This is a genomic window from Exiguobacterium sp. UBA6309 (assembly GCF_002439205.1).
Lineage (GTDB): Bacteria > Bacillota > Bacilli > Exiguobacteriales > Exiguobacteriaceae > Exiguobacterium_A.
Genome location: NZ_DJTL01000027.1, coordinates 70,745 through 86,097, shown reverse-complemented (window position 1 = coordinate 86,097; position 15,353 = coordinate 70,745). Strand labels below are relative to the sequence as shown.

Annotated in this window: 19 protein-coding genes and 1 pseudogene; 5 read left to right on the top strand and 15 right to left on the bottom strand. The window is 45.0% G+C overall.

Translation table 11 applies throughout. The features are described 5' to 3' along the window. The 3 genes and pseudogenes from B3M90_RS09365 to B3M90_RS09355 all read left to right on the top strand — a co-directional run. Window positions 1-276: pseudogene (locus tag B3M90_RS09365) on the top strand (AAA family ATPase); the annotation flags it as partial. A gap of 105 nt (window positions 277-381) precedes the next feature. Next, on the top strand, window positions 382-729 hold the full coding sequence (locus B3M90_RS09360; protein WP_214854032.1) for a hypothetical protein: 348 nt from the start codon (window positions 382-384) through the stop codon (window positions 727-729). Then, a complete protein-coding gene (locus B3M90_RS09355) occupies window positions 710-928 on the top strand; it encodes a helix-turn-helix domain-containing protein (protein ID WP_214854034.1) in 219 nt (72 codons plus the stop codon). The genes B3M90_RS09360 and B3M90_RS09355 overlap by 20 nt, the downstream gene beginning before the upstream one ends. On the opposite strand, the gene B3M90_RS09350 is transcribed toward B3M90_RS09355, so the two are convergent. From B3M90_RS09350 to B3M90_RS09340, 3 genes are all read right to left on the bottom strand, one after another. Then, the gene (locus B3M90_RS09350; RefSeq protein ID WP_290750681.1) at window positions 903-1,313 is read right to left on the bottom strand and encodes an SRPBCC family protein; all 411 of its coding nucleotides are present in this window, start codon (window positions 1,311-1,313) and stop codon (window positions 903-905) included. The genes B3M90_RS09355 and B3M90_RS09350 overlap by 26 nt on opposite strands. Before the next feature lie 86 nt (window positions 1,314-1,399). Beyond that, window positions 1,400-1,618, bottom strand: coding sequence for a hypothetical protein (locus B3M90_RS09345; RefSeq protein WP_290783695.1), 219 nt, complete (start codon window positions 1,616-1,618; stop codon window positions 1,400-1,402). Continuing rightward, a complete protein-coding gene (locus tag B3M90_RS09340) occupies window positions 1,615-2,901 on the bottom strand; it encodes a right-handed parallel beta-helix repeat-containing protein (protein WP_214854042.1) in 1,287 nt (428 codons plus the stop codon). Before B3M90_RS09340 ends, B3M90_RS09345 begins: the two co-directional genes overlap by 4 nt. Window positions 2,902-3,017: 116 nt before the next feature. Between B3M90_RS09340 and B3M90_RS09335 the strand changes: the two genes are divergently transcribed. Further along, window positions 3,018-3,596, top strand: coding sequence for a hypothetical protein (locus B3M90_RS09335; protein WP_214854045.1), 579 nt, complete (start codon window positions 3,018-3,020; stop codon window positions 3,594-3,596). 36 nt (window positions 3,597-3,632) lie between these two features. On the opposite strand, the gene B3M90_RS09330 is transcribed toward B3M90_RS09335, so the two are convergent. The 8 genes from B3M90_RS09330 to B3M90_RS09295 form a co-directional block, all read right to left on the bottom strand. Further along, window positions 3,633-3,995: a histidine phosphatase family protein gene (locus tag B3M90_RS09330; RefSeq protein ID WP_214854047.1), complete on the bottom strand. Its 363-nt coding sequence runs from the start codon at window positions 3,993-3,995 to the stop codon at window positions 3,633-3,635. 151 nt (window positions 3,996-4,146) lie between these two features. Next, complete coding sequence (locus B3M90_RS09325) at window positions 4,147-5,070, bottom strand: DMT family transporter (protein ID WP_290758718.1); 924 nt, start codon at window positions 5,068-5,070, stop codon at window positions 4,147-4,149. A 105-nt stretch (window positions 5,071-5,175) separates the two neighbouring features. Beyond that, window positions 5,176-5,646, bottom strand: coding sequence for a hypothetical protein (locus B3M90_RS09320; protein WP_290758721.1), 471 nt, complete (start codon window positions 5,644-5,646; stop codon window positions 5,176-5,178). Between the two features lie 31 nt (window positions 5,647-5,677). Then, window positions 5,678-5,995 (bottom strand): hypothetical protein, encoded by a 318-nt coding sequence (locus tag B3M90_RS09315; RefSeq protein WP_290783692.1) that lies wholly within the window; start codon window positions 5,993-5,995, stop codon window positions 5,678-5,680. A gap of 29 nt (window positions 5,996-6,024) precedes the next feature. Beyond that, window positions 6,025-6,693 carry an FtsX-like permease family protein gene (locus tag B3M90_RS09310; protein WP_290783689.1) on the bottom strand — a complete coding sequence of 223 codons (669 nt, stop codon included), beginning with the start codon at window positions 6,691-6,693 and terminating at the stop codon, window positions 6,025-6,027. 83 nt (window positions 6,694-6,776) lie between these two features. Further along, on the bottom strand, window positions 6,777-7,988 hold the full coding sequence (locus B3M90_RS09305) for an FtsX-like permease family protein (protein WP_290783686.1): 1,212 nt from the start codon (window positions 7,986-7,988) through the stop codon (window positions 6,777-6,779). A 12-nt stretch (window positions 7,989-8,000) separates the two neighbouring features. Beyond that, complete coding sequence (locus tag B3M90_RS09300; RefSeq protein ID WP_290783684.1) at window positions 8,001-8,216, bottom strand: hypothetical protein; 216 nt, start codon at window positions 8,214-8,216, stop codon at window positions 8,001-8,003. Continuing rightward, window positions 8,213-8,959, bottom strand: coding sequence for an ABC transporter ATP-binding protein (locus B3M90_RS09295; protein ID WP_414655229.1), 747 nt, complete (start codon window positions 8,957-8,959; stop codon window positions 8,213-8,215). The genes B3M90_RS09300 and B3M90_RS09295 overlap by 4 nt, the downstream gene beginning before the upstream one ends. Window positions 8,960-9,136: 177 nt before the next feature. Here B3M90_RS09295 and B3M90_RS09290 point away from each other — a divergent pair, with 177 nt between their 5' ends. Continuing rightward, the gene (locus B3M90_RS09290) at window positions 9,137-9,373 is read left to right on the top strand and encodes a hypothetical protein (protein WP_290783680.1); all 237 of its coding nucleotides are present in this window, start codon (window positions 9,137-9,139) and stop codon (window positions 9,371-9,373) included. A gap of 361 nt (window positions 9,374-9,734) precedes the next feature. Here B3M90_RS09290 and B3M90_RS09285 read toward each other — a convergent pair whose 3' ends face one another. From B3M90_RS09285 to B3M90_RS09270, 4 genes are all read right to left on the bottom strand, one after another. Further along, entirely contained in the window at window positions 9,735-11,798 is a 2,064-nt protein-coding gene (locus B3M90_RS09285; protein WP_290783678.1) for a beta-galactosidase, read from the bottom strand. A gap of 36 nt (window positions 11,799-11,834) precedes the next feature. Next, window positions 11,835-12,650 (bottom strand): sugar ABC transporter permease, encoded by an 816-nt coding sequence (locus tag B3M90_RS09280; protein WP_290783676.1) that lies wholly within the window; start codon window positions 12,648-12,650, stop codon window positions 11,835-11,837. 38 nt (window positions 12,651-12,688) lie between these two features. Beyond that, complete coding sequence (locus B3M90_RS09275) at window positions 12,689-13,945, bottom strand: carbohydrate ABC transporter permease (protein ID WP_290783674.1); 1,257 nt, start codon at window positions 13,943-13,945, stop codon at window positions 12,689-12,691. A 75-nt stretch (window positions 13,946-14,020) separates the two neighbouring features. Then, the gene (locus B3M90_RS09270) at window positions 14,021-15,289 is read right to left on the bottom strand and encodes a sugar ABC transporter substrate-binding protein (RefSeq protein WP_290783672.1); all 1,269 of its coding nucleotides are present in this window, start codon (window positions 15,287-15,289) and stop codon (window positions 14,021-14,023) included. Between the last annotated feature and the right edge of the window lie 64 nt (window positions 15,290-15,353).

Here is a 15,353-nt window from a genome sequence, read left to right as displayed (position 1 = left end):
CCACGTTCGCTCTACATCTTTGACGAGCCGACGAGCGGGGTCGACCCGGCAACACGGCTTCATATCATGCGACGCTTCGAGCAGATGACAGCAAACGGTCAAACGTGCCTCTTCTCGACCCATCAATTACATGATCTATTGCATACCGATGCCCATGTCATCTTCCTTCATCAAGGTCGTATTTTGTACGAAGGCGACTTCAAGGATTGGTTGAACCGATTCGAGACGACAGATCCGGACGTCGCGTTCGTCCAAATGCTTGAACTAGCAGGATAACGTTAACCACCTCTCTTTTGGAGGTGGTTTTTTTGTAATATTTGAAATGTAGGTTTTCGAAAAACATGTACAGGATATACACATTATAAGAAAGGAGGTCGTCCGATGAACTTCATTTCCGGTCAAGCATTTATCACGATGATGGATTCACTTTTCAACGAAGATGAATGGAATCGACACGTCTTATACATCACTGCGAATTCAGCAGCGATCCACTTACAAAAACGATCTACCACCATTCTCTCGCAGCCTATGGAATATCAGATTTCGTTTCTCGTGCATTTACCAACGCTAGAAAAACGACTGATCGTCAAATCGAATCAACAGGAGACGCGTCAATTTTTCTTTGATTCAATGGCTTCCATCGATTGTATGTGCACTAGTTTGATGCCATGGACGAATCCAGGGCGATTCAATAAGGAGGAAAACGTTCATGTCCACCAACACTCTTGAAGAACGCATGAATGCCGTCCTCGATTGTTTGGCGGCCGCAAAGGACTACCAACGCATCGCCGGAAGGCATGAGGTGTCGTATCAACAATTGTATAACTGGGTCCGGCGCTATGAGAGCGGCGGTATTCCTGCCCTGACGGATCGCCGAGGTCGGAAGTTACGAAGCGAACGATTTACTTCGACTCAGCATACGCCTTGAACCGATCAAGGATCGCCTGCCAGCCCGCTTGTTGCATTTCAGGCGGGTTGATTGTTTCGGCATCAAACGATTCGACGACTTCGGTTTGTTCCCCGTTCCGAGTGAAGTCGATCGTCACCTGACGACCATCCTCAAGGACATACGCAATGCGTTCGTAAGGAACGATTGCCTCATATGTACCCGTGAAATCAAATCCCATGCTACCGTCTTTTGCTTCCATTCGATTCGTGAATTGACCACCGACCGTCAAATCATTCGTTGACGCCGTCGTATGCCAATCGTCAGACGCTGCGTTCCAGCGTTTGATGTCTTCCGGTGCGTTCCAGATCTCCCACACGGTCTCGACCGGACGGTCAATCACAGCTTGAATCGTTAGTTTCGTCATCTTTTTTCCTCCTTACTAATTGAAGTTCCCTCCCTATTTCGAGGACGATTAAATGAATTCCTTGTTATTTTCGATTAATTCAGGTGTTAATTTGAACGCTTTGTTTTCCATACCATGAACATTAGAATCGCCGGAATGAGACAGATGATTGCATCGGTAACGGTCGGCAGTCGTAACGCGGGACTTGTTAAAAACCGAACGCCTTCCACTGTCCAAATCGTTAACATTAAGGCGGTCAACGCTGCAAGCCGCCATTGTCTCGGAATCCGGATCCAGTAAGCGAGGAGTCGCTCCGATAACTTCATCTTCCTTCCACCTTTCGAACCGCTCTCAGGAAGCTTTGTTCCGTCTTATAGGAGGTGTCGCGCCACATGAAACGTTTCGTATGTTTGAACGTATTTTGTTCAAACTGGTTCCTAGAACTCGTCTTGAAGTAATGGGCGACACTTAACGAACCATCGAATGTGTTTTTGATGATCGTGTTGTCATGGACATCATGCTGGACGAGCAATTGACCACCCTCGAGCCCTTTCGTATCATTGCCGATCAGCTGATTTTGCTCGATCCGGACACGTTTTGTACCGCCTCGCTTCGTGTCATACCCACCGATCGCAATTCCGGTGTAGACGTTTTGCCGTACATCATTCTGGCGGACGATGACATCTTCTGCGTATCGTCCGGCATGTTCACTCGTCACTTCAATCCCGATGTCACTCGCTTCGACGAGGTTCTTCTCAATTGTTAAGTTTTTCCCACCATCGACATAGATACCGGCTGCATTGTATTCCTTCCCGTAAGCAGGATTGCCGTAGCTCGACGTCCGGTAAACACGATTTTCCGACACGACGCCCTCACGGACGTAGTCGTCTTTCTTCGACTGAGCGATCCCTTCGTGTCCGATCAAATCAATGCCGATGTTGTCGTTATCCCGTACGACGTTCTTCGTCACCCGGAAATGTTTGACGTTCCCGTTTAAGACGAGGGCTTCACTGAAACCGAGACGATTCTGCTCGACTCGGTTGCCGGTGATCGTCAGGTGACGAATCGCTCCCGTTCCGTAGACAGCGATGCCGTGTGCATTTCCGTCTTTCGCGAGCGTCTTGATCTGGCGGACCGTATTGTTCTTCAACGTGATGTGTGATCCTGATCCCGTGACCAAAATACCGATCGGTGTCGCGTCCGACCGTTTCGACTGAACGGCTTCGATTGTCAGTCCTTGGATTGTCACATATTTTTGATCCTTAATCTGGATGATCGGTAAGGTTGCGTCTCGATCTTTAATGTTTTCCCCATTTAAGACGACTCGTTCTTGTTTATAATTCCGAAAGACGATTGGATGTTGTTTCGTTCCACTTTGTCTAACGTTCAGCTTCTCGTGATACGTTCCTTTTCGCAAGTAAACCGTCGTACCCGCAGTCGCTTTTAGTGTCGCCTGTCGGATTGTTTTAAACGGATGCTTCAACGTGCCGGTATTTTTATCACTGCCGTTCGGTGCGACGTATAACGATTTTGCCGTCGATTCGGCCTCTTCCCCCGTCGAGGTACAACCGACGAGCAGGACGGTTGCTAATAACCATTTGCCTTTCATGATTTCCTCCTTTATTTAGCAAGAACATTGTTGGTATAATCTAGGTATCATTTCTAATTTTTTGAATATTTTATTTTTTCTCGATTCACTATGACTATGGAAAAGAGGAACACGTCATGAAATACGCGCTCTTATTCACCCTTCCCTTCTTGCTTGCTGGTTGCACAACGGAAGCAACCGTCCTTCCTAAAGAGACCGTCAAGATCAAGAAGTCGTACTTTTCGATCACACCTTCTACCACGAAGGACGAGTCGCAGCAACAGCGGACATTTTTCTTAACTGGTGCACTCGATCGCCCGCTCCAGCTCAAAGCGGTCCAATTTGACGATACAGAACCACCAAAGGTGCTGATCGACAAATCGATTCCTGCCGGTACATATGATCGCACACCGTTCCAATTGACGTATGATTTGAACCTGCTCAACGATTCGCATGCCTTCACCTATTCGCTTGATACGAAGAATGGTATTCCTGAGACGAAAACGGTCTATACCTTACCTCAAAACGTCCAGACTGACAGCGGTCAATTCAATGATCAGAAACAGACGAATGCTTCATTCTATCCCTTACTCCTCAAACGCTATACGACAGGAGAATCGATCATCGGTCGCTCGATCGACACGTTAGCCTCTCCTCACCTAAAGGTCAGAAAACAAGAAGGCGCAATTTTGATCTATTTGATGAAATCACGATAAGGAGAACGGCGGACCGAGAAAAAGTCCGCCGTTTTTTTAGTCCGCTATGACATGCGACATGTCAGCTTCTAATCGAATCACGGCTTCCCCATCCCTGTATTCGACGATCGTCAAACTCGTTCCATGAATGAACGGCGGATCCCATAATGTCGCGAACGGCTTACGTTGAAGATATGTCAGCAAGATGTTAAGGAAGATGCCGTGGGTGACGATTAAGATGTTTTCGTCTTCTTCATGGTCTGCCAGTCGTTCCAAAAACGATAGGATGCGCTCGCGGACCGCGTCAAAGGATTCTCCACTCTCCGGTATGTAGGTATGCGGCGTTTGCCAAAATGCAGCATGAGCTGCACTTCTGAGTCCTCTCGTAATCGTCGTTCGATATCCACTAGATTCATGCATTTCTCCTCCGAATCTACTTCCTAAATGATGACTCTTTCTTCAGTTTATCTCAATTCATCGATTAGGAAATCATTTCCTTCTTTTTATTAAGAACGATTAAACAAACAGCTCGTTCTCAACGTATCTATCCATACGTTAGAACGAGCTGTTCTTAAATGCGGATCAACACGATACCTCCAAGCATGACAAGCAGACTGACGATCTGCACACCCGTGACCGGTTGTTTTTTTGCACCGAACCAGCCGAAACGATCAATCAACAGACTGCCGGTCAGTAAACCAATCGTGACGATCACGACAGCGAGTCCAGTACCGACGAGCGGAACGATGAAGGCATTACCGGCAACGAACAATGCGCCAATCAATCCCCCGATCCAAATCCAAGCAGGTAAGGGTTGCGACCGATCGATGTGCCACTTCGTTCGGAGGATCAGATTCAGCAATAACAAGGTGATCGTACCGATGACGAATGAAATCAAGGCGCCTTTGACGGCTGACCCGAGAACACTTCCGAGATGACCATTGATCGCCGTCTGGGCAGCACTCATCATACCGGTCAGAACTCCAAGTATACGCCAAACGAGTAACGAATTCCCTTGAGATTCTAGTCGTTTCTGACGACGCCGTGCCAAATAGTCACCGAGCGCGACTGTTCCGACGACACCGAGTAACACAAGCATTGCACCGATGATCCGCGTTAACGAAAATGTCGTGACGTTCGCTTCAAACAATCCGAAATGATCAATCAACAGTCCCATGATGACCTGACCAAAAATCGGCATGATGACCGTTTGAACGCCTCCGAGTCGCGGAAACAATAAGATGTTCCCGGTCAAATAGATGACACCGAGAACCCCTCCACCCCAGATCCAGAACGGTTCATCGGCCGTAGCCGTGAGACCTGTAAGATTCCCATCGACGAGCAACACGAGCATCAGTAAGAAGAGTGAGCCGATCGAAAAGGAAATCAGTGAAGCGAGGTATGGCGACCCGACGACGCCCCGTAGCCGTGTATTGACACTCGTTTGAACCGGTACGAGCAAACCGATGATGAATCCAATGATGATCGCAAGCATACGAGGACCTCCTTCTTCATGTGCCTTTCCATCATACGGCAGTCTCGCACGCCGAAGCGACCGGAATGCTCAAAAAGGAGCCGGTTCATCGACCGGCTCCACGAATTAGATCTTTTTCCACGACTTCGGATACGTCCGCAATTCCTTCTTCGTCGGATGCTCGACATCGAGATGTTTTCCGTTTCGTTCAAGTAGCACATCGGATACGAGCAAAACAATCGCAAGAACGACGTAGACGGCAAAACTGAGGAAGAATGGCAAGTTGAATACGATTAGTATTGGAAAGAATAATCCCATTAAGATGACGAACAGAAAATCCGTTACATACTGCCATTGAATGATTTTCTTCATCTGTGGTTCTATCGTTAATGCCATATCACGTTCGACTTCTTGCGAGTGGATCCGCGCAATCCAGACTAGTGCTACAAATAATAAAAATAGTGGCCAGTACATGTCCCGATTGGCGACGACCAACAGGATGCTAAAGCCGTACAGTAACGAGCTGTACAAACGTGGTTTAGCGAGTTGACGTTTTTCTTCTTGAATGAACGCGATACGTTCGGCTTTCGTTTTCATTTAAATCCCCCAACTGATTCAACGTACCTGTTTAATCTGATCGAACGGTTCGTGATCGACCGATGTATTCGACCTTATTCTGAAATACTCGGTACATCCGGTATTCTCCAGTCGGTGCCGATTTCAATTGAACGGCAATCTGGTGACGTCGTGATTTTGATGATTCGGACGCTACGAAATAAGGTTTGACTGACGCGATATTGTCGCGCCCGAACTGCTTCGTCACGTGCCGAACGACTTGCACTTCAACAATCTGCTCATAGGTTGCATCCCATTCATCTGCGATCATCCACCAACCAACACCGCCAATCACTACAAGTAATAGAATCGCCCCGATCGTTTTTCGCATTTCGATCCCCCCGGTTCACTTGCCCATACTTACTGTTTCAATTCGTGAACGAGGTTTTCCTGCTTCCGTCGGGTGACGAACCAAGCGATGGCTAGGACAAGCACCACCAAACCGGCACTGGTTCCAGCAATCGTCGGGACGTTGAGATAGAATGATCCTGTATCATCAATCCGTGTCACGAAGATTGTCGCACCAAGACCACTGATCAGTCCAAAGATGATGCCGCTCCCAATGAACAAGAGCATTTGAATGAGTGTCAATTGACGCAGCCTGTTTCGAGTCAGCGCAATCGTTCGTAGCAAGGCATACTCGACTCGTTTTCCACTCACGAAACTGAGTAAAGCGTTTGCAAGTCCGAACCAGATGGATCCACTCATGACGACAAGCGCAATGATGAAGACGAACCAACGTTCCGTCGTTTGTTGCTCCGCATCGTGAAGCGCGTCAGATAGTCGATTCATTTGCAATGTCGGATAACTTTCTGTGATCTCTGATAATGTTGTGGTCACTTGCGCCTTCTTTAACTCGGATGGAACGTCGATAAAGACATTTAAGATCTGATCGCTTGTTTGCCGTAGCTGCTCGTTCCGCCAATCCACGAGGATGTCTGGCGCTATCTTCTTTTCGATTCCAACGATTCGGAATTGACCGAGTGAAACACTTCGCTCTTGTTCCCCGTCCCATCGGCCGAGCGGCAACGTATCGCCTTTTTGGAGTCTGTGTTTTTTAGCGAAGGTCCGTGAGACGATGATTCCTTCTGTGTCACTCGTCTGTTCTCCCTTTAAAACGTCAAGACGACGATAATCATCAATACTTGAACGATCAGCATCAACCAGGCGTTTTTCCGTAGTTGTGGCAACACGCCCCGGAAGGCGACGAAACTCGTCGGTCCCGCTAACCGACGAACGAACGGTTCCGCTCGATGGAGCACTCCCTTCAAGAGCAGTGGCGTCGCAAGATACATTGTCAGTAAAAAGGCAATAGTTGCACCGATCCAGGTCATCGCCCGCGCCCCTTCTGTGCTTGCGATCACTTCTGCGAATAAGATCAAGCTAGCAGTCAACCCACTACTAGCAAGGACGAGACGTTTTCGTCGTGTCGGTCGTGACGCTGTTTTTAGATTTTCTCGTAAGACGTGGAGCGGTAACACATCTCGTTTTCGGTAAGCGGTGCTCGCGAGCAACATCAGAATCAACAAGGCACTACCGAGCGTGATGAGCATCAAGAACTCTCCCTGTTCGATCATGAGAGAGACGATCATTTTCCCTTCTGTTGGCCATACCAGTTGACCAAGTAACGGTAAGCAAATACCACCCAGGATTGCGAGGATCGTTCCCGCTAAGACAATCAAGCCGGACTGGACAAGGAACAACTGAAACAGTTGCCGAGTTGTCGCCCCAAGCGTCCGCATGATCGCAAATTGAACAGCATGTTTACGCAAATACAAGTCGAAATTCGCCATCAAGATGAAGCCGGACACGACAAGGATGAGCATTGATAAGATTCCAATATAGCCGTTCATTGCTGGAGAGAGTGCTTGTCCTTCTGCAAGTTCAATACGAAGCTTCGGATTCGCTTTGACGAACGTATCGGCATAGCGAACGGAACTTGTCTCTTTTTTTAGATCAAGCAAGACGGATTTCATTTCACCTGGATGGTTCTTTTTAAGGTCAGCATAAGAAAGCAAGACTTGATCTTGCGAAGTTTCAGATATTTTCGCATTTGGTAAAATCTCACGGATTCGATACGTCTCTTCTCCAACGCGAAGCGCTTGCCCGACACTACGGTCAAGCGACGTCGCGAGTCGAGCTGACACGATCGCTTCTCCCTGTTTCAAATCGTTCGTGAAATGATACCGACTTTTCGTCAGGGCATCCGAATGGACCCCAAGTGTTTTCACATCGGCGATTGTTTGACCAGCAACGCGTGCTGTCGTCTGTAAAATCGACGCTTCGCGCAAAACAGCTTGATCCTTTTTAAGTTTTTTATGCACGCTCTTGTCCATTCATTCATCATGTGATGCATATTTGATTGTCAGATCGACTTGACCGTATCTTTGTTCACGATCTGTCTCGATCGCAGCTTGATTATGTAGTAAAAAGATGACCATCGTTAAGACGAGACCAATCGAAATCATGACGCTTCCGATTGAGGTCAATAGAATCATCGGACTTTTACAGTACAGTCGGTGAGAAAGACGGAAGAGATGTTGTCGTTTCATACAGCCCCCACGAACTGCTCGTATGTCTCTAAAATCGGTGCCACGTCTCCAGTCGACGGCTGATCGGCGACGATCTGTCCGTCATGAAAATACAGTACACGTTTCGCATGAGCGGCAACAGTTGCATCATGGGTCACGAGTAGGATGCTCGTCTGTTGTTCGCGATTAAGTTCTTGTAGCAACTGCATGATTTCAGCAGATGTCTTGAAATCGAGGTTCCCCGTCGGCTCATCCGCTAAGATGATCGGTGGTCGACTGATCAAGGCACGTGCGATCGCGACGCGCTGTTGTTGTCCACCAGACAGTTCTTGCGGTCGATGGTCTTTCCACTTCGTCAGTCCGACGCGATTGAGCCAAGTTTCGACCTCTTGATTGATCGTTTTGTCATCCATCCCCTTCAACATCAATGGTAAGGCGATGTTCTCCTGGACCGTCAAATCATCGAGCAGGTGAAACGATTGAAAGATGAACCCAATGTGTTGTTGACGGTATAACGTCGCAGCAGGTTCAGTGAAGATGTCGCGTTGCCGTTTTCCCTTTAGCGTCAACGTTCCGCCGGTTGGTGCGTCAAGTGCCCCTACTATATTCAATAGTGTACTTTTTCCAGAGCCACTTGTTCCCATGATGGCGATGAAACCACCTTCTTCTAACGTGAAGGAGATTTGTTTTAATGCCTCGACCGTTTCTGTTCCCCGCGTATAGGTTTTTGATAATCGTTCTATTTCTAATAAACTGTCCACCAAGACCCCTCCTGCAACATGATATCATTACAATAACCAATATAAGTATTTTTTAGAAGTAAATACATAAAAAGCTATTATACACAAATTATCATGGTAATAAAAGGAATTGTACTCATTTGAACGAGCTAGTCCTACTAAGGAAAAGGCAAACATACAAATTAGAAAGTGAGTGAATAGATGATTTGCACGTTAGATCACTTTATTCAAGAAAAAGCTGTTTCTCAATCGATTTCTGGATTTTCGCTAGCGAGCGTCAAAGATCAGGAAGTCATCTACTCCAATGGATTTGGGGTGAAAAATCTTAAGGATAGCGGGGTTCCCGTCACAGCGAACACATTTTTTGAATTTGAATGGAATCGAGATGATGCTGTGTATGCACCAGGACAATCTCTACTTCACTCAGGATACGGATGAAAATCTAATTGTGACAATCGGTTTTGTCGAGAACGTAAACGAGGACGTCCATTATATCGTTTTAAATGGACAAACTTGCAATCGGATTGAACAGGGATTACTCGAAATAAAGGAGAACGAACACTGCAATACCTTGATTGTCCAAGGCAGTTGGGAGTTTGATCAACTGGGAATCAAATCGAGCCTTATCTGAGCTAATCGACTTTTACCTCATAAATACGAAAGGACCTCCCTATCATTTGATAAGGAGATCCTGCGTTTTTCAGTATTGTTACCGATTTACATCATCTCAGCCTCGGTTTCTGAGAATATTTTGCAAAATCCGTTCCACCTTATACTTACTACATATTTTCTGACGACGTTATTTTTTGTTATTACACTTCACAATTCTTACTTCGTACGGTTGTAGTAACATATTTCCGATGAGTCGTTCTCCCGTCAAATAGTCTTCGACTGGTTTTTTCAGTTCAATCGTTTTGCGTTCTTCCGAAAAATTCATGATAAATCCGTAGATAGACGACGCATCGATTCTCACCTGCACCGAGACACCTTCTAGATGTTCAATCTGAAGAGGCGATAGCAAATTCAACGAAGAGATGATTTCTGCATAAAAATCGTTTTGGAATCGCTCCTCCAACCTTCCACCAATGTACCAAGCGACGCCCTCTCCGTGATTATTCCGCGTCACTGCCGCTGTGTCAGCATAAAAGTCTTCTGTATAGACTCCAAATGTTTCAGCTGTCACTACTTTCAAGACTGTCGCATAATCCTTTAGTTCATATGTCTTATCGCGGAACTTCACTCCATTTTTATCCATCGGGTATAGCGTATCGTTTTCAACTGGCTCGATTCCGAACATCGTTTTTAACTCACTTGGCCATCCACCAAAATAAGTTAAGTCAGATTCATCAACTAGCCCGGTCAAATACGTCGATATGAGAGTCCCACCTTGCGCGACGAATCGATTTAACCGTTCGATTGTCTCTTGACTGACTAAATAAAGCATCGGAACGATCAACAGTTTGTAACCATCAAAATCTTGTTCTTTTGTAATGACATCTACCGGAATATCACGCTCGTAAAACGCCCGGTAATGTTCTTGGAGTGTTTGGGGATAACGCTTCGTGTCATTCGAAAATCCTTGCGCATCGTCAAATGCCCAGTTGTTCTCCCAGTCGTATAAAATCGCAACTTCGGCTGGACGATGTGTACCAACGACTTCATCTAAATGTTCTAACAAACGACCGACTTCTGCAACTTCTTGAAAGACACGATTTTCAGAACTTCCATCATGATCGACGACTGCCCCATGAAATTTTTCAGATGACCCTCGAGATTTACGCCACTGGAAGTAAAGTACGCTATCCGAACCATGGGCAATCATTTGCATCGAAGATAACAAATGCATTCCTGGTCGTTTAGCTTTATTGACAGGATGCCAATTAACGGCACTCGGCGTCGATTCCATTAACAAGAACGGTTGTTGTTTTAGATTACGAAATAGATCGTTAATAAATCCGACCTTCATCGCTAAACGACTCGTTGACTCCTTGTCGTTATGCCAAGCCGGATACGCATCCCAGCTCACGACATCAACATATTTCGCGAACTGACTGTAATCAAGCGACTGGAAGGGGATCAAGTCATCCGTATCTGCCATGAAATTAGTAGTCACCGGTATATTTGGAGTCACTTCACGTAATGGTTGAATTTCATTTTGATAGAAATCAATTGTTTGATCTGTTACAAAACGACGCCAGTCTAAATTTAAACCGTGGACCATACTTTCGCCGATTGGAGACGGCGATTCAATCTGCGACCATTCGTTGAACGTATGGCTCCAAAATGCTCCCCACCAAGCGGCGTTCAGTCGATCAAGTGTTTTATATTTTTCTTGTAACCAAGCACGAAAAGCGGCTTGGCATTGATTACAATGACACTCTCCACCGTATTCATTCGAGATATGCCACATCAATAATGCTGGATGTTTCCCATAACGATTCGCCAGGAGTCGATTGATTTGTTGCGTTTTTTGTCGATAAACACGCGAACTGAAACAATGATTATGACGTCCGCCATGAAGCTGTCGAACCCTTCGTTCATCGACACGTAATACTTCTGGATATGCTTGCGATAACCATGCTGGTCTCGCTCCACTCGGTGTCGCTAAAATTACATTCCCACCATTTTGATGAATGTCATTGATGATTTGATCCAACCATTCGAACGTGTAAACCCCTTCTTCCGGCTCTAACGCACTCCAGGCAAAGATACCGATGGAATAAGTATTCGTATGAGCGAGACGCATCAATTCGATATCTTGCCGTAAGACATGCGGAACATCCAACCACTGATCCGGGTTATAGTCTCCACCATGGAGCATTCGCCTAGCAGGTGTTACGTAAGATTTACCTGATTTCTCCATAGATATTCCTCTCCTTTAAAAACAGATTTCTATTTACTACCCTTTTGTTCCACCAGCCGTCAAACCGGCTACGAAATGCTTCTGGAGCAGAACGAAGACGACGGCAATCGGAATACTAATCAAAATCGCACCTGCTGCAAATGTCGTATAACTTGCTCCCATCACTTCATTCACTAAGTTAAATAGACCGATTGGTAACGTATAGGATTCTTGCGTTCTAAGTATTGTCGATGCCAAAACAAAATCTCCGAGTGGTCCTGTGAACCCATTCATCGCAATGACTGCTAACATTGGACGACATAATGGCATGATGATTTGAAGGAATATTCTGGTATTACTTGCACCATCCAACTTTGCACTTTCATCTAAGTCTAATGGAATTGAGTCCATATACCCCTTCATCAAGTACGTATTCATCGGAATCTGCCCACCAATGTACAGTAAAATTAATAACCAGTGGCTATTCATCATCCCTAAAATTTGCGCTAGTACGAACAAGGCTATGAGCGCCGAAAACTGAGGAATCATTTGAAGTAACAAAAATAACATCAATGCTTGATCACGTCCTTTGAAACGAAAACGAGAAAAAGCATATGCAGTGAAAGAGACACTAACGACAGTTCCGATCATTGTAAACACACTGATTTTCAATGAGTTCATGTACCACTGGCTATATTGAAGGCTTTCTTTTCCAGCAAATAATTCACGGTAGTGATCAAAGGTAGGGTTTTTCGGAATGAGCGATGTACTGACTAAACTATTTCCTGGATTAAAACTCGCACCTATCGTCCAAAGAAGTGGATAAAAGATGACGACAGACACGACCAACAAAATGACATAGGTGATCGTCATACGAATGAAACGTAGTCTTTTTATATTCGACACTACCGTCACGCCCCTTCCTTAAACGAATTTGTACGTCTAAACTGCCAAAGCGCAATTGTAATGACAAAAATCGAAAGTAAAATCGTTAAAGCGGCGGCTAATGCATATTGACCCGATTGCATCGTTAATTTGTAAATCCAAGATACGAGAATATCGGTCCCTCCCGCATTCGATCCAGGTACAGACGGACCACCACCATTGAACAGATAAATGATATTGAAGTTGTTGAAATTAAATGTAAACTGCGTAATGATGATTGGCGACATCGCAAGTAACACCATTGGCATCGTGATGAAGCGGAATTTCGCAAAGATTGATGCGCCATCGATTGTCGCCGCTTCATATAAATCTTCAGGAATCGATTGTAAGACTCCTGTCGTGACAAGAAACACGTAGGGAAAACCTAACCACCCTTGCATGAAAACAAGTGCCACACGCGTCCACTTTTCGTCCGTCAGCCAAGGTAATGCATCGATGCCAAAAAATGCGAGGACATCGTTGTTAATTGAACCAAAACTGTCATTGAAGAGTCCTGCGAACACTAAAATCGTCACGAATCCTGGAACTGCCCATGGAAGGACGAATATCGTTCGGATGACTTTTTTAAAGCGAACTTCTTTCTGGTTGACGAGAACTGCTAAAAATATCCCGACTGAAATTTGTAAGGTCGATGCGACTAATGTCCAAACAATCGTCCATGACAACACATCAAAGAATGTCGATCGCCATATATCGACTTTAAATATTTGAGCAAAAGTGGAGAACCCAACCCAATCGGCTAATTTTGCTGGTGGAGAATGATAAAGATCGTAGTTCGTAAAAGCTAACGCAAAACTAAATAAAATCGGAAAAATAACCGCAAAAATCAAGAGAAACAATGCTGGACTACTTACTAAATAAGGGTATCCTTGTCCAATCAGGTTCAAGTAATCTGATTTGAATGAACTTATATGTAATCCATCGTCTCTTTTTTGTCCTGTTCGATATGCATCTCGAAGATTATAAAAATATAGGGCAAGACCGAACATCAATACAATAATAGCGATGATACCTTGTGCTAGTAAGAATATAGAGTTGTCTCGCGGCACTTCCGTACCAAGCGTCACGATACCCCACAACCCCATATTCAACAAGTCAGCGAACGCAATTAAAAATGCAATACTTACCGTAAATAACAACACGCCTTTAATCCACTGACGATGATACAATTGCCCGAGTCCGGGAATCACTGACAAAAGCATACCTATTCTACGATGTTGCACGCCTTTCACCTCTTCACAAATTATTTAGCAACAGACTGCATCAATGGGCTAACCGACGGATCGGAGTCATTTTTCTCATTTTGAGCTGTGCTTCGCTTTAATTTGTCCTTCAATGGTATCAACGGCTTGAGTCATCGCCTGTTTCGGTTCAGCTTTTCCTGTTGCGATGGTTTGGAGGGCTGCATCGACTGGCTTCCATACTTCATTCATTTCTGGGATATTCGGTGTCAACTCAGCGAATTTTGATTGTTCTGCCACGGCTTGAGCTGCTGGACTTTTTGTAACGATTGGGTCATTCGCCAATGCGCTGATGGCAGGTACTTCTTTAGTGATTTCGAAGCGTTTTTTTGAATTTTCTTCGTTCGTTAAATAGAGCGCTAATTTTTCAGTAAGCTCTGCGTGTTTTGAATAGCTACTAACGTTATAACTTTTTACACCTAAAAATGAACTCATATTTTTCCCATTTTCAAGCTCAGGAAGTTTGGCGACCCCAAAATCGATGCCCGCTTTCTCAAATGGTCCAACATTCCATGGACCAGAGATGATAGCTGCTGCCTTTCCTTCCGTAAACAGTGATTCCAAAACGTTAATCCCTTGTTCACCAATAATTCCCGACGGAAACAGCTTCTCCTTGTAGAATTTTTGAATGTAGTTTGCTCCTTCAATTGCGCCAGCATTCGCTAATCCGATGTCTTTTGTGTCGTACACTCCACTTTCCGAACGTTTGAATATGTAACCGCCATACCCACTCATGACACTCTGCGCATAATAAACTTGGTCAAATAATGCTAAAAAACCGAACGACTTTTCAGTTTTCATCTTTTTCGACAATGTGTACCAATCTTCTATCGTTTTAGGTAACGCTTTATCTGAGACTAATTTCTTGTTGTAATATAGAATCGTCGTCTCCACAGCTTTAGGCACGCCGTAAATTTTGCCCTTGACGATTTGTGAATCAAGTGCAACATCCGTATATTGAGACTGGACGTCTTTCGGAATCTTTATTTCTTTTATGATTCCTTCCGTTACTGCCGTTCCAATTTGGTCTCCAGGCATTGTCAATAAATCGGGACCTGTTCCGGCCGGTCCGTCCAACCGTAGATCTTCAATTTGTTTTGCATACGGTTTTTCAACAACTTTGATGTTAACATCATTCTCTTTTTCAAATCGTTTCACAGCAGATTTGATTCCTTCGCTTTTTTCGATATCTTCCCAAACGACTAAATTGATTTTTCCATTATGAGTCTTTGTATCTTTTGCCTCCTCTTGCGGACCACACGCAGCTAACGACATACTCAATACAAAACCACTAAGTACAGCAGAATATTTCAATTGTTTTTTCATAAAAAAACCAAACCTCCTTAGAGAATTGTAAAACACAAATGAAAGCGCTTTAACAAATAAAATA